General features: G+C 60.7%; 19 protein-coding genes and 1 pseudogene. 10 read left to right on the forward strand and 10 right to left on the reverse strand.

Going from position 1 to position 23,164, the window contains the following annotated elements; genetic code table 11:
• Positions 1-67: 67 nt before the first annotated feature.
• Entirely contained in the window at positions 68-970 is a 903-nt protein-coding gene (locus TU73_RS06490) for a homocysteine S-methyltransferase family protein (protein ID WP_057011502.1), read from the reverse strand.
• Between the two features lie 114 nt (positions 971-1,084).
• Between TU73_RS06490 and TU73_RS06495 the strand changes: the two genes are divergently transcribed.
• Together TU73_RS06495 and TU73_RS06500 are read left to right on the forward strand one after the other, a co-directional pair.
• Positions 1,085-1,906 (forward strand): ABC transporter substrate-binding protein, encoded by an 822-nt coding sequence (locus TU73_RS06495; protein WP_057011503.1) that lies wholly within the window; start codon positions 1,085-1,087, stop codon positions 1,904-1,906.
• Positions 1,903-2,673 carry an amino acid ABC transporter permease gene (locus TU73_RS06500; RefSeq protein WP_057011504.1) on the forward strand — a complete coding sequence of 257 codons (771 nt, stop codon included), beginning with the start codon at positions 1,903-1,905 and terminating at the stop codon, positions 2,671-2,673. The genes TU73_RS06495 and TU73_RS06500 overlap by 4 nt, the downstream gene beginning before the upstream one ends.
• A gap of 3 nt (positions 2,674-2,676) precedes the next feature.
• Here the strand turns inward: TU73_RS06500 and TU73_RS06505 are convergent, their stop codons facing one another.
• Both TU73_RS06505 and TU73_RS06510 read right to left on the reverse strand, forming a co-directional pair.
• A complete protein-coding gene (locus TU73_RS06505; protein ID WP_057011505.1) occupies positions 2,677-2,955 on the reverse strand; it encodes a helix-turn-helix domain-containing protein in 279 nt (92 codons plus the stop codon).
• A complete protein-coding gene (locus TU73_RS06510) occupies positions 2,952-4,292 on the reverse strand; it encodes a type II toxin-antitoxin system HipA family toxin (protein WP_057011506.1) in 1,341 nt (446 codons plus the stop codon). The genes TU73_RS06505 and TU73_RS06510 overlap by 4 nt, the downstream gene beginning before the upstream one ends.
• A 177-nt stretch (positions 4,293-4,469) precedes the next feature.
• On the opposite strand from TU73_RS06510, the gene TU73_RS29595 reads away from it, so the two are divergent.
• The 3 genes and pseudogenes from TU73_RS29595 to TU73_RS06525 all read left to right on the forward strand — a co-directional run bounded on the left by TU73_RS29595 (position 4,470) and on the right by TU73_RS06525 (position 6,765).
• On the forward strand, positions 4,470-4,949 hold the full coding sequence (locus TU73_RS29595) for a hypothetical protein (protein WP_057011507.1): 480 nt from the start codon (positions 4,470-4,472) through the stop codon (positions 4,947-4,949).
• A pseudogene (locus TU73_RS29600) lies at positions 4,906-5,354 on the forward strand (autotransporter outer membrane beta-barrel domain-containing protein); the annotation flags it as partial. The gene TU73_RS29595 and the pseudogene TU73_RS29600, both read left to right, overlap by 44 nt.
• Positions 5,355-5,463: 109 nt before the next feature.
• Positions 5,464-6,765 carry an autotransporter outer membrane beta-barrel domain-containing protein gene (locus tag TU73_RS06525; protein ID WP_057011509.1) on the forward strand — a complete coding sequence of 434 codons (1,302 nt, stop codon included), beginning with the start codon at positions 5,464-5,466 and terminating at the stop codon, positions 6,763-6,765.
• An 84-nt stretch (positions 6,766-6,849) separates the two neighbouring features.
• Here the strand turns inward: TU73_RS06525 and oadA are convergent, their stop codons facing one another.
• Both oadA and TU73_RS06535 read right to left on the reverse strand, forming a co-directional pair.
• Positions 6,850-8,658, reverse strand: coding sequence for a sodium-extruding oxaloacetate decarboxylase subunit alpha (gene oadA, locus TU73_RS06530; RefSeq protein ID WP_057011510.1), 1,809 nt, complete (start codon positions 8,656-8,658; stop codon positions 6,850-6,852).
• 11 nt (positions 8,659-8,669) lie between these two features.
• Positions 8,670-10,085, reverse strand: a complete 1,416-nt coding sequence (locus tag TU73_RS06535) for an acetyl-CoA carboxylase biotin carboxylase subunit (RefSeq protein WP_003195732.1) — start codon at positions 10,083-10,085, stop codon at positions 8,670-8,672.
• Between the two features lie 195 nt (positions 10,086-10,280).
• Between TU73_RS06535 and TU73_RS06540 the strand changes: the two genes are divergently transcribed.
• The gene (locus TU73_RS06540; RefSeq protein ID WP_057011511.1) at positions 10,281-11,255 is read left to right on the forward strand and encodes a LysR family transcriptional regulator; all 975 of its coding nucleotides are present in this window, start codon (positions 10,281-10,283) and stop codon (positions 11,253-11,255) included.
• Here TU73_RS06540 and TU73_RS28095 read toward each other — a convergent pair.
• From TU73_RS28095 to TU73_RS06555, 3 genes are all read right to left on the reverse strand, one after another.
• On the reverse strand, positions 11,185-11,382 hold the full coding sequence (locus TU73_RS28095; protein ID WP_082642554.1) for a PA3496 family putative envelope integrity protein: 198 nt from the start codon (positions 11,380-11,382) through the stop codon (positions 11,185-11,187). The genes TU73_RS06540 and TU73_RS28095 overlap by 71 nt on opposite strands.
• Positions 11,383-11,541: 159 nt before the next feature.
• A complete protein-coding gene (gene hexR / locus TU73_RS06550; RefSeq protein WP_003177007.1) occupies positions 11,542-12,408 on the reverse strand; it encodes a transcriptional regulator HexR in 867 nt (288 codons plus the stop codon).
• Positions 12,409-12,572: 164 nt separating this feature from the next.
• Positions 12,573-15,446 carry an EAL domain-containing protein gene (locus TU73_RS06555; protein WP_057011513.1) on the reverse strand — a complete coding sequence of 958 codons (2,874 nt, stop codon included), beginning with the start codon at positions 15,444-15,446 and terminating at the stop codon, positions 12,573-12,575.
• A 278-nt stretch (positions 15,447-15,724) separates the two neighbouring features.
• Between TU73_RS06555 and uvrD the strand changes: the two genes are divergently transcribed.
• The 3 genes from uvrD (at position 15,725) to TU73_RS06570 (ending at position 19,525) form a co-directional block, all read left to right on the forward strand.
• Positions 15,725-17,908, forward strand: coding sequence for a DNA helicase II (gene uvrD, locus TU73_RS06560; RefSeq protein WP_057011514.1), 2,184 nt, complete (start codon positions 15,725-15,727; stop codon positions 17,906-17,908).
• Positions 17,909-18,110: 202 nt separating this feature from the next.
• The gene (locus tag TU73_RS06565) at positions 18,111-18,983 is read left to right on the forward strand and encodes a Tim44 domain-containing protein (RefSeq protein ID WP_057011515.1); all 873 of its coding nucleotides are present in this window, start codon (positions 18,111-18,113) and stop codon (positions 18,981-18,983) included.
• Between the two features lie 134 nt (positions 18,984-19,117).
• Positions 19,118-19,525 carry an SMI1/KNR4 family protein gene (locus TU73_RS06570; RefSeq protein ID WP_017739032.1) on the forward strand — a complete coding sequence of 136 codons (408 nt, stop codon included), beginning with the start codon at positions 19,118-19,120 and terminating at the stop codon, positions 19,523-19,525.
• Between the two features lie 102 nt (positions 19,526-19,627).
• Here the strand turns inward: TU73_RS06570 and TU73_RS06575 are convergent, their stop codons facing one another.
• Positions 19,628-21,385, reverse strand: a complete 1,758-nt coding sequence (locus tag TU73_RS06575; protein ID WP_057011516.1) for a cation:proton antiporter — start codon at positions 21,383-21,385, stop codon at positions 19,628-19,630.
• A 298-nt stretch (positions 21,386-21,683) separates the two neighbouring features.
• On the opposite strand from TU73_RS06575, the gene TU73_RS06580 reads away from it, so the two are divergent.
• Positions 21,684-22,169, forward strand: coding sequence for an acyl-CoA thioesterase (locus tag TU73_RS06580; RefSeq protein ID WP_057011517.1), 486 nt, complete (start codon positions 21,684-21,686; stop codon positions 22,167-22,169).
• Between the two features lie 62 nt (positions 22,170-22,231).
• Here the strand turns inward: TU73_RS06580 and pdxY are convergent, their stop codons facing one another.
• The gene (pdxY, locus tag TU73_RS06585) at positions 22,232-23,104 is read right to left on the reverse strand and encodes a pyridoxal kinase PdxY (RefSeq protein WP_057011518.1); all 873 of its coding nucleotides are present in this window, start codon (positions 23,102-23,104) and stop codon (positions 22,232-22,234) included.
• Between the last annotated feature and the right edge of the window lie 60 nt (positions 23,105-23,164).

Below are 23,164 nucleotides of genomic sequence, written 5' to 3' on the forward strand. Positions count from 1 at the left end.
ACCAGTTGATGCCATCGCAGGCAAGCCAGCTCCCACATTGGATGTTGGACACTCTCGGAACTTAGGCTCAGCCAGCCAACTTCTGGGCCAGCACCGCAATATGCTCCGGCCCGATGCCACAGCAACCGCCCAAATGGCTGGCGCCGCGTGCCTGCCAATCCGCCGCCCAGTGCAGGTAACCCGGCGGGTCGAGGTCGTCGCGCAACGGGTCCAGGCCATCGTTGGCCGTGGCTTCCTTGGGTTGCGGCGGGAAAGCGTTGGCGTAGGCGCCGATCTGAATCGCTACGCCCAATCGCTCAAAGGTTGCCCGCGCCGCGTCAATAGCCGCGCCGATCACTTCCGGCTGGCTGCAGTTGAACAGCAATATCTGCACGCCCAGTTGCGCCGCCGCCTCGGCTGCGTCCACCACCGGTTCGCCGGAGCGCAGGCGCGGCACCTCGTCGGTGTCTTCGTCTTTCAAGGTAAACGACAGCCAGAACGGCTTGCCATCCTGCGGCAGGCCGGCATGGATCGCCCGTGCTTCAGCGATTGAGCTTTGGGTTTCCGCCAGCCACAGATCGACATGCGGGGCCAGGCCATTGACCAGCGGTGTCAGCAGTTCACTGACGCGCTCGGCCTGGAACAGATCAGGGCGATAAGAGCCAAACAGCGGCGGCAGCGAGCCGGCGACCCGCACGGCTTTACCGGAGGCCTGCACCGCCCGTCGCGCCAACTCACCGGCCAAGGCGGCCAGTGCCTGGCCTTCCTCGGCAAACCGCGCTTCGCCGATATGGAACGGCACCACCGCGTAACTGTTGCTGGTGATCACATTGGCCCCGCTGTCGATGTAGGCCGCATGCACGGCTTCCACCGCTTGCGGCGCTTCGCTCAGGGCCAGTGCCGACCATTCCGGCTGACGGAACGGCGCGCCACGGCGTTGCAGTTCACGGCCCATGCCGCCATCAAGAATTACTGTGCTTACTGCGCCCATATGCTTTTTACTCATATGCTTATGAAAATAACTCACTATGAGAGTCGTTCTTATAACTATTTAATGCGTACCGTTCGGTTAATAACAACCTCTTTTTTATTCAGGTGCTCGATTTTGAAATTCAGACCGCTGTTGGCCCTGGGCCTGACGATGTTGGCCGCTTCAACCCAAGCCTTTGGCGGTGCCACCCTGGATCGTGTCGAGCAGAAGAAAGAGCTGGTCGGCGTGCTGATGGAAAGCTACCCGCCGTTTTCATTTCTCAATGACCAGAACCAGCTCGACGGTTTCGACGTGGACGTGGCCAAGGCCGTGGCGCAAAGACTAGGGGTCAAGCTGCGCCTGGAAACCCCGTCCTGGGACGTGATCGCCGCCGGCCGCTGGAGCGGGCGCTACGACATCTGCATCTGCTCCATGACCCCAAGCAAGGCACGCGCCGAGGTGTTCGACTTCCCGGTGGAGTACTACGCCTCGCCGGCCGTGATCGTGGTCAATGCCAAGGACGATCGTATCCACGAGGCCAAGGACCTGAGCGGCAAAAAGGTCGGCCTCACCAGCGCTTCCAGCTATGAAAGCTACCTGAACAAGAACCTGGTGATCGAGGGCGCCGAAGACACGCAACTGCAGTACCCGTTCGAAGAGGTGCAGATCGCCCCTTACGACACCGACAACGTGGCGTTCCAAGATCTGGGCCTGGGCGCCGGCGTGCGCCTGGATGCGATCCTCACCAACCTGGTCACCGCGCAGCCGCGCCTGACCCAGGACAAGCGCTTCAAGCTCGCCGGTGCGCCGCTGTACTCGGAGCCCAATTCGGTGGCTATCGAGAAAGGCGACCCGCAGTGGGACAGCAAAGTGCGTGAGGTCTTCGCTCAGCTCAAGCAGGACGGCACCTTGAGCGCGCTGTCGCAAAAATGGATCGGCGCCGATATCAGCCGATGAGCTTTCGCCTACGGCTTTACCTGACCTGGGCGGCGCTGTTCGCCCTGTTTGCGAGTTTCTTCCTGAGCTTTGACCTGAAGTTCTCGATCATCCTCGACAAGCTGCCCAACCTGGTCGGCCTGCACCTTGCGCCCAACGGCTTCCTGCAAGGCGCGGCGCTGACGCTGTTCTTGTGCCTGTGCGCCATCGTCGCGTCGTCGGCGCTGGGCTTTATCACGGCGTTGGGACGTCTGTCGAAAAGTGCGGTGGCGTTCGGCATCGCCAGTTTCTACGCCTCGTTCTTTCGCGGCACCCCGCTGCTGATCCAGATCCTGTTGATCTACCTGGGCCTGCCGCAGCTGGGGCTGGTGCCAGGCGCTATCGTCGCCGGGATCATCGCGCTGTCGCTGAATTACGGTGCCTACCTGAGCGAGATTTTCCGTGCCGGCATCCTCGGCGTGCCCCATGGCCAACGCGAGGCCGCGCTGGCCCTGGGCATGCGTGACAGGGCGATCTTCTGGCACGTGACCCTGCCCCAGGCCATGCGCACCATCATCCCGCCGGCCACCAACCAGTTCATCTCGATGCTCAAGGACTCGTCCCTGATCTCGGTGATGGGCGTGTGGGAAGTGATGTTTCTGGCCCAGTCCTATGGCCGCTCCAGCTACCGCTATATCGAGATGCTCACGACCGCGGCGATCATTTACTGGGTGATGTCCCTGGGGCTGGAATTGATCCAGGCGCGGATGGAACGGCATTTCGGCAAGGGCTACGTGCGGCGCGGTTGACGGTCAGAGCCTGTTGCGCCGTACCTTGATCACACCCATCTGCAAACCGAAGGGCCGAAACACGGCATTCAGCGATTTCAGGGTTGGGTTGCCCTCGCCATGTTCGATATGCACCAGGGTGCGCACCGAGATTTTGCACATTTTGGCGAACTGGCTTTGGTGCAGACCGGTCACTTCGGTGCGCAGGCGGCGTACGGCGGCGCCCAGCTCGAGCGAGCCATCGGCCAAGCCTTGTTCGACGCTTTCGATTAACAACGCACGGGCATCCATGCTGATCGTCATCTCAACCCCCACTGCCTGAGGCGCAGGTCCAGTTTCCCTAATGGGATGCTTGGATGATTCAAGGTCACAGCGGGCACGCCACTGGCCACCAGAAGATCCGGTAATGCACGCAGGTGCTCGGCTGTTTGTCGCAGGCGTTCAAAGCTTTGCTCGGGGTCGACGAGGTCGGCCAGAGCCTCGCATACCGCTCTCCAATTGATATCCCCGGCGATTTCCAAGGGTTTGGGCCATTTGGTGGTTCGAGTGACTGCTTCAGCATCCATTACCATGGGCGCCAAGTCATAAATGGGGGCCAGGCGCAGCGCCTTGGGCTCGCGGATGATCGACGTATTGCGACCGTGGTTATCCGAATTACCCAGCACTTTATTCAACAAATCCCGGCGCAGGTATTCTGCAACCAGATCTGCGGTTTGGTCCTCTTGCCCCACGGCTCGCCATTGAGCAACCAACAGCCTCACCACCTCCAGATGATCCATGTAGCTGCCAGGGTTCGTCACGCCGGCCAAGGAATAGATCGACTCGACGGCCAGCCGCTCAACACCACCCTCACCCAACCTGCGGTCAAAACGATGCATCCACAGGCTGGGTTTTGTCGCCTCTTCCAGCGCCAGCCCTTCGGTGGCAACCGTTTCGATGCCAAGAGACTCTAGCGCCCGGTAATAGTGGTACTCGCTTCTCAGGATATCTTGATCAGTCTGCGTGGCCTGGTTGCGCGCGAACTTGATGAACCAGTGCTGAGCGACGTCATCGTCATTCAGGATCGCGTCTGGATACAACAAGCCATCTACGTCTTGGGTCATCAACAATTTCGGTGCCTCGCCACCTGCTCCGGTAGCACCGCCTATGGCAGCACCTTGTTCATAGGCATATTCCAGGAAGCGGCTGTCGCGACTGATGACGTCATGTCGTGCAAATCCCATCGGTGTTTCACCGCCCAGCGCTTGGATGGACTCCTTGATCCGCATGTTGCCAATAGGTGCCGGCGTACTGCGCCCCAGCAAGAACAAATCGTCATTGATGGCCAGGGGTTTCTCACGACCAAGACGCTGCATCAAAAAACGCTTGGCCGCGCCGGCTGGCGCGATATCGTGCAAAAAAGCGGGGGCTGACTTGAGCACTGTAACGTCCCAATCCAGTGGGAACCGGGCACTGGCAGCGGTGCAGAAAGGCTGCTGGATATCTTCTAGGTGATCGACAAGATAATCCTGGCGGTAATGAAACCTGCAGGGCCCGACAAAACCCTGTTGCGGTTCAGGAAATTCAAGCCGCAGAGCATCATGCCAGTGCCCGGCGGTGAAAATCTGCAACGTCAAAGAGTAAGCGGTGTCTTTCTGCAATTTAGTGCACCTGCGAGGCGGAAACGAGAGCGACACATGCAATATAGTGCATTTTTTACGAATGACGAGCTTTTATATACGCATTAAAATGCAGATATCGAGGAAAAATACCTGAAAATGTGCAATTTAATGCAAACGGCTTAACCGTTATCACTGCGACACATTCCTGCAACGACCTTGCGCTATACCAATCGACTCGCTTGCCATAACAAGGTCGCCCTGCATGCCAGCGGCGTGACAGTCACCAACTACGGCCTGATTTCCGGCGACCGCCACGGCATCACCACGGACGAGGGTGCCACGCTGACCAACTACGGCACAGTGATCGGCCGCAACGGCTCGGGCTTTGGTTCCGATGTCGACGGCACCGTGATCAACCACGGCACCCTCACCGGCGCGTTCTCCGGGCTGCAACCGGATAGCGACGGTGACGGCGTGGACATCGACAAGATCGCCCATATCGAAAATTACGGGGTCATCCAGGGTGTCGGCGCCGGGGGTGTCGACAAGAACGGCTTTGCCAACGGCAGCGAAGGTATCGCCAGCTACGGCAAGCTCGATGGCGAGCACGGTAGCAACGGTTTGACCCAGCGCACCAAAGGCACAGTGCTCGGCGCCGATTGGCTACGCCCTGGGCAGGGGTCGCTTGAGCGCTGAGCCGTTCGCCAACCTCGGCTACCAGCGCGACAGCTACAAGGAAAAGGCGGCGCTGCGGCACTGCACATCGAGGCCCAGACCCAAGACAACTTCAGCAGCACCTTCGGCCTGCGTATGGCACACCTGAGCCAACTGGACAACGGCGTCAGCCTGACACCCCGTGCCAGCGTTGGCTGGAAGCACACCTACGGCGATGTCGACAGCACCACCCGCCAGGCTTTCCTGGGCGGTGGCACAGCCTTCAATGTGGAAGGCAGCGCCCTGGATCGGGACAGCCTGTTGCTGGAAGCGGGACTGGACGTAGGCTTATCGGCGCGTCATCGCCTGGGCCTGGGCTATACCGCCGAAGTGGGTAGCAACAGCCGTAACCATGCACTGACAGGCCAATGGCAGATGAGTTTTTAATCGCGCCGTACTAGAGACAACTCCCGCAAATCAGCGGTCGATAACCTGACAGTTATCCCCCCTCACCTCGCCTAAATTCCCGGCCTCATTCATCAGAGGTTGGGAATTCATGCCCTTTACACTTCAAAGAGTCGCAATCGTCATCGGCCTGGCGGTGGCCGCCAGTTTTCCGCCCGCCCACGCGCGAGGCGATATTGAATACAGGCCCTATGGGAGTCATCCCTACGACGCGGACGACTATAGCTGGGCGTTTACATCCGAGTTCGATGCACCGCCCCTTCCACCGCCCTTCGACGGATTCCTCACCCAGCAGGCTACCTCGCACAATGGCCTGCAGGTCGCCAAGGTGCTGGAGCCGGCATTGATTCAACTCGTGGCCTCCGGCGAACTGGACTCGCAAGACCTCAAGGAACTGCAGCAATCACTCGACCAATTGAGCAAACAACCCGGGGGGATCGGCGCAGCCCTTGAGCAACTGGCCGCCAGCCAAAACGCCAACCTGGCCACCGCAACCCAGGCCACCACCCAGCACCTGAGCCGACAATTGCTCGCCGCCCTGCGCACACTGCCTACTGACAACGACGGCCACTTCTGGGTAAAGGGCCTGGGTAACGGCGGCAGCCTTGAATCGCAACGTGGCAGCGCCGGCCTGAAACACGATACCCAAGGCCTGTTGCTGGGTGCCGACTGGGCGATCGATCATGCCTGGCGGGTGGGTGTGATGGGCGCCAAGACCTCCAGCCGCTTCGATGCCCCACGTTATGCCGCCGAGGTAGACAGCTGGCACTTGGGCGGTTACGCCGTGCGTCAGGACGGCCCCTTGGCCCTGCGCCTGGGGGGGATTTACAGCAACCATGCAGGACAGAACAAACGCAGCGTCAGCCTGCTCAATTACCACGACTCGCTCAAAGGCAATTACAACGCCAGCAGCCAGACACTGTTCTCTGAACTGGGCTATCAACTGGGCAGCGGTGATTCCAGTGTCGAGCCCTTCGCCGGTCTCGGCTACCAACGCTATCAACGCGACCGCTTCAAAGAGAGCGGTGGCCTGGCCGCGCTGAACGTCGGCCCCCAGACCCAACAAAATCTGAACAGCACCCTCGGCCTGCGCCTGGCAACGCTGTATCGCTTCGATAACAACATGAGCCTCACGCCCCACCTGAGCACGAGCTGGAAGCACCTCTATGGCGACGTCGACAGCCAGGTCCGCCAATCCTCGCGCCGTGCGCCAGCCCTGATTGACGGCTTTACCATCACCGGCGCCGCCCTGGACCGCGATAGCCTGGACCTGCAAGCGGGCCTGGACCTTGCCGTGTCGCCCCGGCACAGGGTCGGTTTGACCTACACTCGCCAAGCCGGCACCCATAGCCGCGATCAAGGCCTGACGGGCCAGTGGAAAATGAGCTTCTAATCCCCGCGAAACCCTGATTGCGGGCGAAAAAAAAGGGGAGCACCTGCCCCCCCGAGGATTAAACGTTAGTTTCGAAGGCTGTGATCAGCCTTCGATCTCAATCAGGATTTCGCCAGGGTTCACCCGGTCGCCCTTGGCCACATGAACAGCGGTGACCTTGCCGGCAATCGCTGCCTGCACTTCGGTTTCCATCTTCATGGCTTCGGTAATCAGCACGGCCTGGCCGGCCTTGACCACGTCACCGGCCTTGACCAGCACATCGACGATATTGCCCGGCATCGCCGTGCTGACATGGCCCGGTTCGGTCGCATGCTTGCGCTTGCTGCCGCCGCTGCTGACAAACTCGTTGAGCGGTTCGAACACCACTTCTTCCGGCATGCCGTCGATGGACAGGTAGAAGTGACGCTTGCCTTCGGCCTTCACACCGACACCGGTGATATCCACACGGTAGCTCTCGCCGTGCACATCGATGACGAACTCGGTCGGTACGCCTTCGCCGCCAGCGCGGGCCACGCCGCCCGCTTCCGGGATCGGCAACAAAACTTCAGGAGCCAGGGTGCCGGCATCGCGCTCTTCGAGGAACTTGCGCCCGATGTCCGGGAACATGGCGTAGGTCAGCACGTCCTCTTCGGACTTGGCCAAGGCGCCGATTTCGCCGCGCAGCTTGGTCATTTCTGGCTTGAGCAGATCTGCCGGGCGCACGTCGATCACGTCTTCGCTGCCGATGGCCTGACGGCGCAGCTTCTCGTTCACAGTGCCCGGTGCCTTGCCGTAGCCGCCTTGCAGGTAAAGCTTCACTTCGTTGGTGATGGTCTTGTAGCGCTCGCCGGCCAGCACGTTGAAGAACGCCTGGGTGCCGACGATCTGCGAAGTTGGGGTGACCAGCGGCGGGAAGCCGAGGTCTTCACGCACACGGGGGATTTCGGCCAGCACTTCACTCATGCGATTGAGGGCGCCCTGCTCTTTCAACTGGTTGGCCAGGTTGGAAATCATCCCGCCCGGCACCTGGTTGACTTGCACACGGGTGTCAACGGCGGTGAACTCGCTTTCGAACTGGTGGTACTTTTTGCGCACGGCGTAGAAGTACAGGCCGATCTCCTGCAGCAGCTCCAGATCCAGGCCCGTGTCGAATTCGCTGCCTTTAAGCGCCGCGACCATCGACTCGGTACCCGGGTGGCTGGTGCCCCAGGCGAAGCTGGAAATGGCGGTGTCGATATGATCGGCACCGTTTTCGATGGCCTTGAGTTGGCACATCGCAGCCAAACCGGCGGTGTCGTGGGAGTGGATAAAGATCGGCAGGTTCTGTTCGGCTTTCAGCGCCTTGACCAGCTCGCCGGTGGCGTACGGGGTCAGCAGGCCGGCCATGTCTTTGATGGCGATCGAATCGCAACCCATGGATTCCAACTGCTTGGCCTGGGCCACGAAGGCCTCGACGGTGTGCACCGGGCTGGTGGTGTAGGCGATGGTGCCCTGGGCATGTTTACCAGCGGCTTTGACAGCTTCGATGGCCACGCGCAGGTTACGCACGTCGTTCATGGCGTCGAAGATACGGAACACGTCGATACCGTTAACCGCCGCCTTGGCCACGAAAGCCCTTACCACGTCATCGCTGTAGTGACGGTAGCCCAGCAGGTTCTGGCCGCGCAGCAGCATTTGCAGGCGCGTGTTGGGCAACGCCGCGCGCAGTTTGCGCAGGCGCTCCCACGGGTCTTCCTTGAGGAAGCGCACGCAGGCATCGAAGGTCGCGCCGCCCCAGACTTCCAGGGACCAGTAGCCGACTTTGTCGAGCTTGTCGCAGATCGGCAGCATGTCGTCGGTGCGCATGCGGGTGGCCAGCAGCGATTGGTGGGCGTCGCGCAGGATGGTGTCGGTGACAAAGATTTTCTTGCTCATTGTTATATTCCTCACAGGCCTGCGTGGGCGGCGATGGCGGCGGCGATGGCCAGGGCCAGCTCTTCGGGTTTGCGCTTGATCGAGTAGTTGGTCAGCTCAGGGTGGCTTTCCACGAAGCTTGTATTGAACTGGCCGCTGCGGAATTCCGGGTTGCGCAGGATTTCCTGGTAGTAGGCGGCGGTGGTCTTCACGCCTTGCAGGCGCATGTCGTCCAGGGCTCGCAGGCCGCGGTCCATGGCTTCTTCCCAGGTCAACGCCCACACCACCAGTTTCAGGCACATGGAGTCGTAGAACGGCGGGATGGTGTAGCCGGTGTAGATCGCCGTGTCGGTGCGTACGCCGGGGCCGCCGGGTGCGTAGTAACGGGTGATCTTGCCGAAGCTGGGCAGGAAGTTGTTCTTCGGGTCTTCGGCGTTGATACGGAACTGCAACGCAAAACCACGGTGCTGGATATCTTCCTGTTTCACCGACAGCGGCAGGCCCGAGGCGATGCGGATCTGCTCACGCACGATGTCGATCCCGGTGATTTCTTCGGTGATGGTGTGTTCCACCTGCACCCGGGTGTTCATCTCCATGAAGTACACCTCGCCCTCGGCGAGCAGGAACTCCACGGTGCCGGCGTTCTCGTAGCCAACGGCCTTGGCGGCGCGCACCGACAGGTCGCCGATATAGGCGCGCTGTTCGGGGGTCAGCTGGGGGCTTGGGGCAATTTCGATGAGTTTCTGGTTGCGACGCTGGATCGAGCAATCACGCTCGAACAAATGCACCACGTTGCCAAAGCTGTCACCGAGGATCTGCGCCTCGATGTGCTTGGGATTGACGATGCATTTTTCCAAAAAAACTTCCGCCGAACCGAACGCCTTGGTGGCTTCGGAGATAACACGGGGGAAGGCTTGTTCAAGCTCTTCGCGGCTGTTGCAACGGCGGATGCCACGACCGCCGCCACCGGAAGTGGCCTTGAGCATCACCGGGTAACCGATGCGGTCGCCTTCGGTGAGGGCTTCATGGATGTCAGCAACGTTGCCTTCGGTGCCCGGCGTAACCGGCACACCGGCCTTGATCATGCTGCGGCGCGCTTCGGTCTTGTCGCCCATGCGGCGGATCACTTCGGCCGACGGGCCAATGAACTTGATCCCGCGTTCGGCGCAGATGTCCGCCAGTTCAGCATTTTCTGACAGGAAGCCATAACCGGGGTGCAGGGCGTCGCAACCGGTTTCCACCGCCAGGTTCACCAGCTTGCGCGGGTTCAGGTAGCCGGCCAGGGGCTCGGCACCAATGCTGTGAGCCTCGTCGGCACGCTTGACGTGCAACGCGTGGCGGTCGGCGTCCGAGTAGACCGCGACCGAGCGAATGCCCATCTCGGCGCAGGCACGTACGATTCGTACGGCAATTTCACCACGGTTGGCGATCAGGATCTTTTTTATCACTTGGAAATTCCCTTGAGCCGATTGCTGCGTCTTCGACCTGATGGAACTGGGTCGGCGCGTGACCAAATGTTTCATGACAGTCGCGAGACACACACTAAGCCCGCCAAGGGATTAACAAAAATCAATAATTATTGGGTCATGCATAAGCAAAGACTTATAGTTGGCCGAATAGCCTGGGGCGAGGGGATATAAATAATGCGTAAGTCACTGATGAGACTGACATTACGTCAATTGCAGATCTTTCATGAGGTCTGCGATCTGCGCTCCTACAGCCGCGCAGCCGAGGAAATGTCCCTCACGCAACCCGCTGTCAGCCTGCAGATTCGCCAGCTGGAAGAGCTGATCGGCCAACCGTTGTTCGATTATGTCGGCAAAAAACTTTACATGACCGAGGCGGCCGAAGCCCTGCAGCGCGCCAGCCGCGATATCTTCGGGCGCCTGGAAAACCTCGACATGCAGCTATCGGACATGCAGGGCTCGCTGCAGGGCCAGCTGAAACTGGCGGTGGAATCGAGCGCCAAGTATTTCGTGCCGCACCTGTTTGCCGCCTTCAAGCGCCAGCATCCGGAAGTGCAATTGCATCTGACCGTGGTCAACCGCGCCCAGGTCATTCGCCGGCTTTCGGATAACCGCGATGACCTGGTGATCATGTCCATGGTGCCCCAGGACATGGGCCTGGAGTTCCTGCCGTTTCTCAACAACCCGATTGTCGCCGTGGCGCCCTTCGACCACCCCTTGAGCCTGCAAGGCCCGCTACGCCTGCAAGACCTGGAGCCTTACACATTGCTGCTGCGCGAACCGGGCTCCGGTACACGGCTGGCCTGCGAGGAATACTTCAAGGAAAAACGCGTGCACTTCACCCAGACGGTGGAAGTGGCCTCGGCCGAGGCACAGCGTGAATGTGTGAGCGCAGGGTTGGGCGTGGCATTGCTGACGCGCCACGCGGTCAACCTGGAACTGGCCACCGGCGGGCTCAAGGAGCTGCCGGTGGAAGAACTGCCGCTGTACCGCAGTTGGTGCCTGGTGCAGGCCAAGGCTAAACGCCTGTCACCGGTGGCCCACGCGTTCCTGGGCTTTATCCGCAGCGAACGGGTGCAGATCAGCGCGCTGGCTGAGCGTTTCGCTGGGCGGCCACGGGTGCCTGCCAATGGAGTTCCGGGTAGTCAGTGATGCTCTGGAGCAACTGGCGCTCTTCGCAACGGTCTTCGATGGCGCGACGGAACGCCATGCGGCGCTGGTCTTCCTGCTGACGACGGGTCTTGACGGTGCTGTTGCTGTCTTCGTAGGGCCGGGTCATTTGGAGTCTCCCAATGCGAGTACGGGGAGTACAGGATGGGCGCGGGGGATGACGGTTTGGCGGCGCAAGGGTTACAAGATGATGAATCTTCCAAAGCTGACACAAATCCATGTGGGAGCTGGCTTGCCTGCTCCCACATTTTGACCGAGTGGCCTGGGCTTAGTCGTCGAGGGCTTTGACGGACTTGGGCGACAACCGCAGGCTGCGCAAACTGCGCTTCACGCTCTTGAGGTGGTTGACCAGGCTCGGGCCACGGGCCATGGCCACACCCATCGCCAGCACATCGATCACCACCAGGTGAGCGATGCGCGAGGTCAGCGGCGTATAGATTTCGGTGTCTTCATGCACGTCGATCGCCAGGTTCACCGTGGACAATTCCGCCAATGGCGTCTGGCTCGGGCACAGGGTGATCAGCGAAGCGCCGCTCTCACGCACCAGGTTGGCGGTGATCAGCAAGTCTTTGGAACGACCGGACTGGGATATGCAGATCGCCACGTCAGTGGGCTTCAAGGTCACTGCCGACATTGCCTGCATGTGCGGGTCGCTGTAGGCCGCAGCCGTCAGCAGAAGGCGAAAGAACTTGTGCTGGGCATCGGCCGCCACCGCGCCCGAGGCACCAAAGCCATAGAATTCGACACGCTGGGCCTGGGACATGGCGGTCACAGCCTTTTGCAGCTCCACCGGGTCGAGCTTCTCGCGCACTTCCATCAGGGTATGCAGGGTGGTGTCGAAGATTTTCAGGCTGTAGTCGGCAACAGAGTCGTCTTCATGGATCGCAAACTGGCCGAAGCTCGCACCAGCAGCCAGGCTTTGCGCCAGCTTGAGTTTCAGATCCTGAAACCCGGAGCAGCCAATGGCGCGGCAGAAGCGCACGATGGTCGGCTCACTGATGCCAACGCTGTGGGCCAGGTCGGCCATGGAACTGTGCATTACGGCCGCAGGATCAAGCAGCACATGATCGGCAACCTTGAGTTCCGATTTGCGTAACAGGTGGCGCGACTGGGCGATATGTTGCAACAGGTTCAAAGGGCAGGACTCTTGTTATTGGCAGGCGCCAGGGATGTAGCAAGCTTGTAGTTATACTACAAGAAATCTCGTTTTGCCCGTTCGATGCATCACTAAATCGCCCTGCTCCCCCTCTGGTTTCAGCGGGCAGACGCTATGTAGCCATAAATTCGGCCTACGCTGCGTTAAGAAAAATCTGCATTTTTGCGTAACAAATCCGCCAGCCCTTCGGCCGGCATCGGCTGGCTGATCAGATAACCTTGCACTTCGTCGCACTGCTCACCGCGGAGAAATTCCAGCTGCTGCTGATCTTCCACACCTTCGGCCACGACCTTGAGCGCCAACCCATGGGCCATGGCGATGATTGCACGGGTGATAGCCGCATCCTCACGCCCCTGGCCAAGGCCACGGATAAAGGTCTGGTCGATCTTCACGTAGTCCACCGGAATGCGCTTGAGGTAGCTGAGGGAGGAATAACCTGTGCCAAAGTCGTCGATGGCCAGTTTCACCCCCAGGTCGCGCAACTGCTGGAAGGTGGCGATGATGTGTTCAACGCTGTCGAGCAACTGGCTTTCAGTCAGCTCCAGCTCCAGGTATTGAGGGTCCAGGCCGGTTTCTTCCAAGACCTGGCGCACCAGGCTGACCAGCTTGCCCTGGCGCAACTGATGCACCGACAAGTTGACTGATACCCGAATCGGCGCGAGCCCCTGGCGCTGCCACTCACAAGCCTGCCAACACGCCTGGCGCAGCACGAACTCGCCCAACGGCACGATCAAGCCGGTTTCTTCGGCCAGGCCGATAAAGTCCCCCGGCGGCACCATGCCCCATTGCGGATGCTCCCAGCGGATCAGCGCCTCGGCGGCATTCAGCTTGCCGGTGGCCAGGCACAGTTTAGGCTGGTAGAACACACTCAAATGACGCTCTTCGATGGCTTTACGCAGGTGATTTTCCAGCTGCAAACGCTCCAGGGTGCTGGCTTGCAGGCTGTCGGTGTAAAACTGGAAATTATTCCCACCCAAGTGCTTGGCGTGCTGCATGGCCATATTTGATTGGCTGACCAATGCAGAAATTTCCCGCGCATTATCCGGCAGCAAACTGACCCCCATTGAGGCGCTGACCACCAGCTCATGCCCCTCCACCGTCACCGGTACACGCAGTTTTGCCAGCAGCCGCGTCGCTACCCGTGCCAGGCTCGACAAGTTGCCGTAGGCGTCGAAGAGCACGGCAAATTCGTCACCGGACAGCCGCGCAATGGTGTCGGCTTCAGGCAACGCGTTAATCAAACGCCGGGCCATTTTCTGCAATAACTGGTCGGCTACCTCATGGCCCAGGCTGTCATTGAGCAACTTGAAGCGGTCCAGGTTGATGTGCAGCAGCGCCAGGCTGCGCCCGCCCTGACGCACACGCTGGTGGGCCTCGCGCAGGCGTTCGCGAAACAGCGAGCGGTTGGCCAGGCCGGTCAGTTCATCGTAGTGAGTGAGGTAGCGCATACGCTCCTCGGATTCGCGCCGCGCCGACAGATCGGCGAAAAAACCCACGATATGGCTGACGTTTCCCCGAACATCGCGCACTACGTTAAGTTGCAGCCACTGCGGGTAGAGCTCGCCGTTCTTGCGCGTTTCCACCAACTCGCCCTGCCAGGTACCGTGGCTGAGCAGCGCCTGGCGAATCACCGGGAAGTGGCGTCGCGCATCGCGGCTGCTGGGCAGTTCCACCACATTGCGGCCAAGCATGTCGTCGATGTCAAAACCGGTGACACGGCTGAATGCCTGGTTCACCGCGATCAGCACGTATTCGGGATCGAGGATCACGATGCCTTCGCTGGCCGCCTCGAACACCGTCGAGGCGAGCCGTTGCTGTTCTTCCAGCGCCTTACTGGCGCTTATGTCGCGGCGCGTGCCGAGCATGCGAGTCACGCGGCCGTTGGGCGCACGCTCCACCGCACGGCCACGGTCCTGGATCCACACCCAATGCCCGTCACCATGGCGCACCCGGTATTCCACCTGATAGTCCTCGCTACGGCCTTTGAGATGCTCCACCAGCGCACGCTTGAGCAGCGGCAGGTCGTCGGGGTGCAGGCGCGGCTTGAGGTGGCCGAGCATCGCCGTGACGTACTCGGGCTCCAGGCCGAACAGCTCCTTGAGTTGGGTGTGGTGGACTTCGTCGGTTTGCAGGTTCCAATCCCACAGACCCAGTTCGCTGGCTTGCAGGGCCATGGCCAGGCGCGCTTCGCTTTTATTCAGGGCGAGGCTGGCGGCATCCAGCTCCTGGCTGCGTCGCGCCATACCGTCTTGGAGGCCGACCTGGGCGTCGCGCAAGTCCTGTTCAACCTGGCGGCGCTGCTCGACTTCACGCACCAGTTCCAGGTTCAATTGTTCGCTGCGTTGCTGCGCCTGTTGCAAATGCTCGATCAGGGCCTGGTTCTGGAAGCGTCGCAACAGCCCGCGTTGGATCAGGCGGTTGATTTGCCAGGCCACCAGGCTCAGGGACGCCAGCAGGATCAGGCCGAGCACACCCCAGCCCTGCTGCTGGGCGGTGCCATTCCAGAACAGATAGACGATGGCCGGCACCAGGCACGGCAAGGCAAACGACAGGAAGGCCCAAAGGCTCACGGCATAGGCCACGCTGGCCGACAATGAGGCCGCGCCGATCAGGCCAAACACCCAGGCCTGGTGCATAAAGCTGTCGGCGGGCACCAGGGCAATAGCCGCAACGGACAGGGTCAGGCCACTGACTGCCGAGCCGAGCATGAACATACGCCGCCACACCGGTTGGGCCTGGCGGCTGGGCATCGCCGAATCAAAGGCCGCCACCTGGATCACACGTATCGCCACCAGAGCCAGCAACCAGAGCAGCCAGATGCTATCGAGCAGGTACTGCTCGGGGTTCCACAGCAACCAGGCACAGACCAGGCCGTTGACCAACATCAGCAAGGTCGGCAGCAGCGACCCCTGATAGAGCAGGCGTGTGCGCTCGACCGCCATTTCGGTTGCATAGTGTTTACGGATGAGCTGCGCAGGCGCCGCCGAGGGGCCTAACAGGTCGGTGCTGAGGGTCATAGGCGGTGTTCTTATAATGGTGAGCCCGGAACGTCGACGGAGCATACACAAGCAAGTGCCTGGGCCAAACTGCTCTAAGTCATAAAAAACCTCGGCAATGGCCCGCAAACCTTTGGCGCAGACGGCTTGAGCAAGACGCAGCGCGGGCTGCGGCCCATGACCAACCAGTCATCCCTCTCGGCAGAATGTCTGCCCGGTCGACAGCGTTCCGGATGTTTTGCGTCGACCACCTGGCATTGGGATTTGCCCGAGCCCCCTTAGGCCCATAGAATGCGTCGATGCGCGATGATCTCTCTCTTTTGTTGAACTCCCTCAACGATGCCCAACGCCAGGCCGTAGCGGCCCCCGTTGGCCGTCAGTTGGTCCTGGCCGGTGCTGGCTCCGGTAAAACCCGAGTGCTGGTGCACCGTATCGCCTGGTTGATCCAGGTCGAAAACGCGTCCCCACATTCCATCCTGTCGGTGACCTTCACCAACAAGGCCGCTGCCGAGATGCGCCATCGCATCGAGCAGTTGATGGGCATCAGCCCGGCCGGCATGTGGGTGGGCACCTTCCACGGCCTGGCGCACCGCCTGTTGCGGGCGCATTGGCAGGAAGCGGGGCTGAGCCAGACCTTCCAGATTCTCGACAGCGACGACCAGCAGCGCCTGGTCAAGCGCGTGATCCGCGAACTGGGCCTCGACGAGCAGCGTTGGCCGGCGCGCCAGGCCCAATGGTTTATCAATGGCCAGAAGGACGAGGGCCTGCGCCCGCAGCATATCCAGGCCAGCGGCGATCTTTTCCTGGCGACCATGCGCAGCATTTATGAAGCCTACGAGGCGGCGTGCTTGCGTGCCGGCGTGATCGACTTCTCCGAACTGTTGCTGCGCGCCCTCGACCTGTGGCGTGACAACCCCGGTTTGCTGGCCCATTACCAGAAGCGCTTCCGCCATATCCTGGTGGACGAGTTCCAAGACACCAATGCCGTGCAATACGCCTGGTTGCGCCTGCTGGCCAAGGGCGGCGACAGCCTGATGGTGGTGGGCGATGACGACCAGTCGATCTACGGCTGGCGCGGCGCGAAAATCGAGAACATCTACCAGTACTCCGAAGACTTCCCGGACGCGGTGACCATCCGCCTGGAGCAGAACTACCGCTCCACCGCCGGGATCCTCAAGGCTGCCAACGCCTTGATCGCCAACAACACCGGGCGCCTGGGCAAAGAGCTGTGGACCGACGGCGGCGAAGGCGAAGCGATCAACCTGTACGCGGCGTTCAACGAGCACGATGAAGCGCGCTACGTGGTGGAAACCATCGAAAGCGCGCTGAAAACCGGCCTGGCGCGCAGCGATATCGCGATCCTGTACCGTTCCAACGCCCAGTCGCGGGTGTTGGAGGAGGCCTTGCTGCGCGAACGCATCCCCTACCGTATCTATGGCGGCCAGCGCTTCTTCGAACGGGCCGAAATCAAGAACGCCATGGCCTACCTGCGCTTGCTCGAGGGCCGTGGCAACGATGCGGCGCTGGAGCGGGTGATCAACATCCCGGCCCGCGGTATCGGCGAGAAAACCGTCGAGGCGATCCGCGACCATGCACGCCATGCCGATGTGTCGATGTGGGAAGCCATGCGTTTGCTGATCGCCAACAAAGGCCTGACCGGCCGCGCCGCCGGGGCTCTGGGTGTGTTTGTCGAGCTGATCGAGAACCTGGCCGCCAAGTGCGCCGAAATGCCCCTGCACCTGATGACCCAGACCGTAATCGAGCAGTCCGGGCTGATCGCTTATCACGAAGCGGAAAAAGGCGAGAAAGGCCAGGCCCGGGTAGAAAACCTTGAGGAACTGGTCAGCGCCGCCCGCGCCTTCGAAAATGCCGACGAGGACGAGGAGCTGACGCCGCTCGCCGCCTTCCTGGGCCATGCGTCGCTGGAAGCCGGCGATACCCAGGCCGATGAGCACGAAGACAGCATTCAGCTGATGACCTTGCACAGCGCCAAGGGCCTGGAATTCCCCTACGTATTCCTGGTGGGCATGGAAGAAGGCCTGTTCCCCCACAAGATGAGCCTGGAAGAACCCGGCCGCCTCGAGGAAGAACGCCGCCTGGCCTATGTGGGCATTACCCGGGCGATGCAGAACCTGGTGATGACCTATGCCGAGACCCGACGCCTGTACGGCAGCGAAACCTACAACAAGGTGTCGCGCTTTGTACGTGAAGTACCGAAAGGGCTGATCCAGGAAGTGCGCCTCTCCAACAGCGTCAGCCGCCCGTTCGGCGGTGGTCAGCAGCAAAACTCCAGCACCATGTTCGCCGGCTCCGAGATTCCGCAAACCCCGTTCAGCCTGGGCCAGCAGGTCAGGCATGCGATCTTCGGCGAGGGCGTGATCCTCAACTTCGAAGGCGCCGGTGCCCAGGCGCGGGTGCAGGTGAACTTCGCCGAAGGCAGCAAGTGGCTGATGATGGGCTACGCAAAGCTCGAAGCGGTCTGACACGCTCCTAAAGAGAACGGTTCAACATGAAGGTTACGGCTGCGCCCTTGTATTTCACGAGGGCGCGCCAATATCTGTAATACGTCCTACAGACCCTTCGGATTCGGTCTTACGCAAAAGCCCGAAACATTATGCCGCTAGCCACTGTCACGACACCTGTGCAACATGGCGCGCGTGCAATCCACAAATGGGAATTCCCTTTATGAAACGTTTTCTTAGCATCGCCATGGCGTTGTGCATCGGCTTGACGATGAGCCTCGACGCCAACGCCAAACGCTTCGGTGGCGGCAAAAGCTCAGGCGCGGCGCCGACTCACCAGACCAGCCAGATGGCTCCAACCGCCGGTGCCGGCGGTGCTGCCGCCACTGCGGGCGCAGCCGGTGCCGCTGGCGCTGCTGCCAAGGCCGGCGGTGCTTCGCGCTGGCTGGGCCCGCTGGCCGGCATCGCCGCCGGTGGCCTGCTCGCCTCCATGTTCATGGGCGGCGGCTTCGAGGGCATGCAGATCTTCGATATCCTGATCCTGGCCGTCATTGCTTTCGTGATCTTCCGCTTTATCGCTGCCCGTCGTCGCAAGCAGCAGGAGCACCTGGCTCCAGCCGGCGCGCCGATGCAGCGTGAAGTATTCGAGCAGAAGCCTGCCATGGGTTCGATCTTCGGTGGTTCGCCAGCACCTGCCGCTGCCGCCCGTCCGGTGATCAACGCACCGGCCTGGTTCAACGAAGAGCGTTTCGTCGAAGCGGCCCGCAGCCACTTCCAGTCCCTGCAACAGCACTGGGATGCCAACGAAATGGACAAGATCTCCGAGTTCGTGACCCCGCAACTGCTGGAGTTCCTCAAGCGCGAACGTGCCGAGATCGGTGACGCGTTCCAGTCGACCTACATCGACGACCTGCGCGTACAACTGGACGGTGTGGATGATCGCGCCGACAAGACCATCGCCACCCTGACCTTCAGCGGCGTGTCGAAGACCTCGCGCTTCGACCAGGGCGAAGTGTTCAGCGAAAGCTGGAACATGGAACGTGCACAGGGCGAGGACCAGCCATGGCTGGTGGCCGGTATCCGCCAGAACGGCTGAAACCTGCAAGTTTGAGCAAGCGGTAACAAAACCCCGGACATGTCCGGGGTTTTCTATTTCACGGTTGCACTTATAGCGAGCTACTGTATAAAACGCCCCTATAAACCGCGCCATCTAGCAAGAGGATCCCGGCCGTGGAAGAAATCATCGAACAATTGCGTGAAGCCAACGAACCGGTCCCGGTTCCCTTGGAGCTGCCTGACGAAGACCAACTGGTTGAGATCGAAGAACAACTGTTCATCGACATCCCGTTTGTCTTTCGCGAATTCCTGCTGACCGTCAGTGACGTGGTGTACGGCAGCCTGGAGCCGGTGACCGTCACCGACCCACAATCCCATACCTACCTGCCGGACGTTGCCGCCAACGCCTGGGATGCCGGCGTCGACCGCAGCATGATCCCGATCTGCCAGGACGGCGATGACTACTACTGCGTCGAAGAAGACGGCACCGTGGTGCTGTGGTCCGGCGAAGAAGAACTCGTTACCGAAGAAACCTGGGAATCGGTGTGGCACTGGGCGCGGGACGTCTGGCTCGAAAGCTGAGGCCTTTGCAGGAGTCGAGCTTGCTCGCGAGAAACCTGAGGGCGCCACTGGGTGTCAGGTTTCCCGCGTTATCGCTAACGATCTTCGCGAGCAAGCTCGCTCCTACTGCGTATCCTTATGGTTATCCAGCGTTTCCAACAAGGCCACCTGCATCCGCGTATGCACACGGATAAACCAGCGCCAGAGCACCGCCGCCACCGCCGCCGTGACCACGGCAATCAGCACCAGTAACTTGTTGGTCGGCAGAATGCTGGCCGACAAGGCTGCCAATAGCAGGAAGATCACCAGCAGCGACAAGATGGGGATCAGCTCCGCAATCACCCGCCGCACGCGCTGGGTATGCCGCCCGGCCATCTCTGGCTTCACACTCATCTCTGCCAACAACATCGACAGCGCCTTGAGCTTGCGATACGCCGCAATCAGGAACGGCAGCGATAACAGCAGTGCCCCACCCCAGATCAATGCCTTCTGCCAGCTCGGATCACTGATCCATCCCTCCAGGTACCCGCCGATACGTGCGGCGAAATAACTACCGGCGAAGAAAATCGCGATCACCAGTGCCAGGTTTACCCCTACTTGCAGGATGATCTTGCGAATCATCGAGGCCAGCATCGCCCCCTCGCCCTGAGGCTGGATGCTGCGCAGCCACTCGCCATACATGCCAAAGACCCGGCTCATGCGCTTGGGCATTACCGCTGCGATCTTCAATGACAGTGGATCGGCACCGCGAATCAGGTAGGGGGTCAGCAGCGTGGTAATCGCCGAAACAGCCACCGCCACCGGATACAGGAAGTCGCTGGTCACCTGCAGGGTCATCCCCAATGCTGCAATGATGAAAGAAAACTCGCCGATCTGTGACAGCCCCATGCCGACCCGCAGCGAAGTGCGGCCATCATTGCCGGCGATAAAGGCTCCCAGGCCGCAGGACAGCATCTTGCCCAGCACCACCGCCACGGTGATCACCGCAATCGGCCAGGCGTATTGCAGCAGGATATGGGGGTCGATCATCAACCCTATCGCGACAAAGAAGATTGCACTGAACATGTCGCGAACCGGCTCGATCAGGCGCTCGATCTTAATCAACTGACGGGATTCAGCCATGATCGCGCCAATCAGAAAGGCCCCGAGCACCATGCTGTATTCCAACTTCACCACCAACAGGCAGAACCCGAAGCACAAGCCCAGCACGGTGATCAGCAGCATCTCGTTGCTTTCAAACTTGGCCACATAAGCCAGCAGGCGCGGCACCAGCAAAATGCCGATCACCAGCGCAACGATCATGAACAAGGACAGCTTGCCGACCGTGGAGAACACCTCGCCGGAGCTGACCGTGCCACTGACGGCGATGCTCGACAGCAAGGCAATGATGCCGATACCCAGGATGTCCTCGACGATCAGCACGCCAAAAATCAGCTGGGCGAAACGCTGGTCTTTCATCTTAAGGTCATTGAGGGCCTTGACGATGATGGTGGTCGAGGAGATCGCCAGGATCGCGCCGAGAAACAGCGAGTCCATGGTGCTCCAATCGAACCAGCGGCCGATCTCGTAGCCGATCCAGATCATCAGGACGATCTCTAGGAACGCCGCGATAAACGCCGTGGCCCCCACTTTGAACAGCTTGCGCAGGCTGAACTCCAGGCCCAGGCAGAACATCAGGAAGATCACCCCCAGCTCGGCCAGGGTCTTGATGGTGTCTTCGTCGTGGATCAGGCCAAACGGCGGAGTATGGGGGCCGATAATGAAGCCCGCGACGATGTAGCCCAGCACCACCGGTTGCTTGAGGCGATGAAACAGGATGGTGACGACCCCTGCTACCAGCATGATCACGGCCAGGTCCTGGATAAAGCTGATGGCGTGCATGGCGAGGGGCTCCTTGAGGGTACCGGCGCTTTTCCCACTTCCGGTCGCGCCTTTGTAGGGTCGCAAAGAGCGGAAGGAAAAGTCTGCCTTGAACGTAAGAAAAGCCCTGAGATGGGCTTTTGAAGGTTAACACCGCGACTTCTGCTGGAAAGCCGGTGCAATATATGGAAACAGATCGCCGCGCGCGTGACGGCAAGCCGCCCACTGGCGTCCCGTTAGGGATGGCGCTGCAAAGACTCCAGCACCCGCAGAGGTGCCCGCCCCCCCCCAACCAATGCCTACAACCCGTGAGTGTGCTATGGAACCCGGAAACGCCCAGCTGTCGATGACGGTATTGATGACCCCTGACATGGCCAACTTCTCAGGCAATGTACATGGCGGCACGCTGCTCAAGTATCTCGACGAAGTGGCCTACGCCTGCGCCAGCCGTTATGCCGGCCGTTACGTGGTGACGTTGTCGGTGGACCAGGTGATTTTTCGCGAGCCGATCCATGTCGGTGAGCTGGTGACTTTCCTGGCGTCAGTCAACTACACCGGCAATACGTCGATGGAAGTGGGCATCAAGGTAGTGACCGAAAACATCCGCGAGCGCTCGGTGCGCCATACCAACAGCTGCTTCTTCACCATGGTGGCCGTGGACGACCAGCGCAAGCCCGCCGCCGTGCCGCCCTTGCTGCCGCAGAACAGCGAGGACAAACGCCGCTTTGTGCAGGCCCAGCAGCGTCGGCAGATTCGCCAGGAGCTGGAAAAGCGTTATCAGGAAATCAAAGCCGACGCGCCGTAATTTGTAAACCCTATCAAAATGTGGGAGCGGGCTTGCTCGCTCCCACATTGGGTTCTTTGTGCTTACAAGCTGATCGGTGTGGCTTCGAAGCGTACACGAGGATGAGCAATGCGATCCTGGGCCCGCACCAGTTCCAGTTCATAACTGGCGCAGGCCTGGGTTTCCAGCAGCACTTCATGCACTGCCGCGGCGGTGAACTCAAAGGCCGCGACCAGGCTGTCGCCCAGCAGCACCCGCGCCAGGAACAGGCCCGACGTCAGGTCGCCCACACCCACCGGCTGACGCGGGAACGCCAGCAACGGCCGACGCAAGTGCCAGCTGCCGTCTTCGGTCACCAACAGCATCTCGAAGACGTCCGGCAGTTTGCCCGGGTAATCCAGGTGTTTGACCAGCACCGCCTTGGGCCCACGTGCCAGCAAGGCCTTGGCCATTGCGAGGCAATCGAACAGCGACTGCGGCTTGCGCCCGGCAAAACTGTCCAGCTCCAGCTGATTGGGGCAGAGGAAATCCGCCATGGCTGCGGCCTCATCCAGCAGGAAATCGCTGACCTGCTGTGGCACGATGCAGCCCTTTTCCGGGTGGCCCATCACCGGGTCGCACAGATACAGCGCCTTGGGGTTGATCGCCTTGATGCGGGCTACACCGCTGAGAATGGCACGGCCCTGGTCTGCACTGCCGAGGTAGCCGGACAGCACCGCATCGCAGTTGCCCAGCTCACCAATCGCGGCGATGCCTTCCACCAGCGCCGGAATTTGCTGCGGCGCCAACACTTCTCCCGCCCACTGTCCATACTGTGTGTGGTTGGAGAATTGCACCGTGTTGAGCGGCCAGACGTTCACCCCGACCCGCTGCATGGGGAATACGGCGGCGCTGTTTCCGGCGTGGCCGAAGACCACATGAGACTGGATCGCAAGCAGATGAGGTGTGCGTTTCATGCGGGAGATTTCCGTAAAGCCGTTGAAATTCTGGCCGCGCAGTATGCGACTAAACGCAAC

This window comes from Pseudomonas libanensis (genome assembly GCF_001439685.1).
Taxonomy (GTDB): Bacteria; Pseudomonadota; Gammaproteobacteria; order Pseudomonadales; family Pseudomonadaceae; genus Aquipseudomonas; species Aquipseudomonas libanensis.

Bases quoted from the DNA above. Each gene is read 5' to 3' on its own strand.
- TU73_RS06555 (WP_057011513.1), bottom strand. From the start codon at position 15,446: ATGACCCTCAGCACCGACCTGTTAGGCCCCTCGGCGGCGCCTGCGCAG.
- TU73_RS06580 (WP_057011517.1), top strand. From the start codon at position 21,684: ATGGAACCCGGAAACGCCCAGCTGTCGATGACGGTATTGATGACCCCT.
- TU73_RS28095 (WP_082642554.1), bottom strand. From the start codon at position 11,382: ATGACCCGGCCCTACGAAGACAGCAACAGCACCGTCAAGACCCGTCGT.
- TU73_RS06525 (WP_057011509.1), top strand. From the start codon at position 5,464: ATGCCCTTTACACTTCAAAGAGTCGCAATCGTCATCGGCCTGGCGGTG.
- TU73_RS06500 (WP_057011504.1), top strand. From the start codon at position 1,903: ATGAGCTTTCGCCTACGGCTTTACCTGACCTGGGCGGCGCTGTTCGCC.
- TU73_RS06565 (WP_057011515.1), top strand. From the start codon at position 18,111: ATGAAACGTTTTCTTAGCATCGCCATGGCGTTGTGCATCGGCTTGACG.
- TU73_RS06575 (WP_057011516.1), bottom strand. From the start codon at position 21,385: ATGCACGCCATCAGCTTTATCCAGGACCTGGCCGTGATCATGCTGGTA.
- TU73_RS06540 (WP_057011511.1), top strand. From the start codon at position 10,281: ATGCGTAAGTCACTGATGAGACTGACATTACGTCAATTGCAGATCTTT.
- uvrD (WP_057011514.1), top strand. From the start codon at position 15,725: ATGCGCGATGATCTCTCTCTTTTGTTGAACTCCCTCAACGATGCCCAA.
- TU73_RS06490 (WP_057011502.1), bottom strand. From the start codon at position 970: ATGGGCGCAGTAAGCACAGTAATTCTTGATGGCGGCATGGGCCGTGAA.
- TU73_RS06505 (WP_057011505.1), bottom strand. From the start codon at position 2,955: ATGACGATCAGCATGGATGCCCGTGCGTTGTTAATCGAAAGCGTCGAA.
- oadA (WP_057011510.1), bottom strand. From the start codon at position 8,658: ATGAGCAAGAAAATCTTTGTCACCGACACCATCCTGCGCGACGCCCAC.
- pdxY (WP_057011518.1), bottom strand. From the start codon at position 23,104: ATGAAACGCACACCTCATCTGCTTGCGATCCAGTCTCATGTGGTCTTC.